1 protein-coding gene is annotated in these 1045 nt (G+C 27.1%); it reads left to right on the top strand.

Translation table 11 applies throughout. The features are described from left to right. Positions 1-191: 191 nt before the first annotated feature. Positions 192-1045 (top strand): RnfABCDGE type electron transport complex subunit D (locus tag Q0370_RS07200; protein WP_299573983.1); only part of this gene is annotated, 854 nt, incomplete at its 3' end.

Raw genomic sequence — 1045 nt, forward strand, 5'->3', positions numbered from 1 at the left:
TTAAACATAATTTTATAGTACATGCTTCCGTTTAAAAATTCCAGAATTTTCCTTCCTTCTTATTGGAATTTTTCCTTATTTTGTAATATACTAGAATGTATGTGTTTAGAATTATTTTCTCATTTATTCATTATGAACTGAATAGTGGGCTAACATTATTCTAAACAAGTTTGAAATAAAGGATTGAAATAATGAAACTAAAAAAAATTAGTATTTTGATTTTACTTCTTGTTTTCTTAATTCCAAACTTCACAAAAGCTGAAGATAACTTTTTAGACAATAATGCGGTAATTGATTTTAGCGACGTTAATTCTCATCTAGTTGTTTCGGAATTAAATACTGGAAAAATCATTTCTAAACGTGGAGAAAATGAAAAAGTATCTGTAGGTAAATTACCAAACTACCTTGCACTTTACCTACTTACTGACAATTTAAAAAATAAAAAAATAAATGAAATTGATGAAAAAGTAAAAACTAACAATGGAAAAATAACAAAGCTTGAGAAAATAAGAGAGCAGAGAGCCAAAAGAGAAAGGCTCGAAAAAGGTTTTATACAGCCAAAAAAATCAGAAAACATAAATAAAGACAATCAAAATACTGAAAATTTAAAAAAAATTGAAAAAACACAAGAAAAGACAGCAAAATTAAAAAATCAAAATGAAAACATAAATTTAAGCAAAAATTCCGATAAATCAGTAAAAGCAGCTGCAGATAGTACAAAAACAGTAAATACAGTCCAAAAGGAAAAAGTCGCTAAAGAGACAGACAGAAATTCGATAATAAAAAATTTCTTTAAAAATCGAAAAAATAAAAAACTGTCATTTACACCTTATATCCGTACGGAAGTTGATATAAGAAGCGTTATGAAGGATGTGATCATATCGCTTATTCCTGCTATTATCGCGGCATCTTTGGTATATGGAGCAAAAGCTCTTCTGGTAATTGTAACTTCTATTTTTTCAGCAGTAGTAACTGAAAAATTATTTTCAATAATATTAATTACATCTACAATTCTGTTCAACTCTGTTGCATCTTTTGTATATCC

This window comes from uncultured Leptotrichia sp. (assembly GCF_938036635.1).
Lineage (GTDB): Bacteria > Fusobacteriota > Fusobacteriia > Fusobacteriales > Leptotrichiaceae > Leptotrichia > Leptotrichia hongkongensis.